This window comes from Nostoc sp. UIC 10630 (genome assembly GCF_010747425.1).
In the GTDB taxonomy this organism is placed as follows: domain Bacteria; phylum Cyanobacteriota; class Cyanobacteriia; order Cyanobacteriales; family Nostocaceae; genus Nostoc.
The window spans coordinates 1-544 of record NZ_JAAGOG010000497.1 but is presented as its reverse complement, the minus strand read 5'-3'; the positions used below and the strand labels follow the sequence as shown (position 1 = coordinate 544).

The window sequence follows — 544 nt, the reverse complement described above, 5'->3', positions numbered from 1 at the left end:
ATGTGTGCATCAGCGATGACGACCAGTGGCGCATTGTATACTATATATTCCAGGACTTCTAGGATTGCTGCACGGTGCTGTTTGCAAGTATTACTGTGTAGTAGGTGGGTGAGGTATTGGCAGGCTTCATCTATAAATATGCAGCCGTAGGTGAGAGACTGAGTATTCAGCTTATGCAAGCTGTCAATAGTAATACTAAGGGCTTGGGCCTGAGCTAAACCTGTGTAACCCAAGTCGGAGTACATCGCCGTCCGCAAGCGTTCGGCAAGATTTTTCAGCAAATTTACGCGATGCCCATTGTTGAGGAACCGCGCGTCGGGGTTTTGGTCACGCCACCAGCGCATAAGTTCAGTTTTCCCTGTGCCCATGTCGCTCCACAGTACGACTAGTCCTGATTTTGGGAAATTGAAGGTAGGGGATTTCTTCGATTTGGATGAATCAACTCCGCCAGAATCCGTAGACTCCTTCTTTCTTTGATGTCCTTTTATAGATGGCGTGAAAAGTTGTTCCTTTTCAAGCTCATAAAGCTCAGGCACTCTCAAGC

General features: G+C 47.2%; 1 pseudogene. It reads right to left on the bottom strand.

What is annotated here, in order from left to right:
• A pseudogene (locus G1O98_RS38585) lies at nt 1-544 on the bottom strand (bifunctional DNA primase/helicase); the annotation flags it as partial.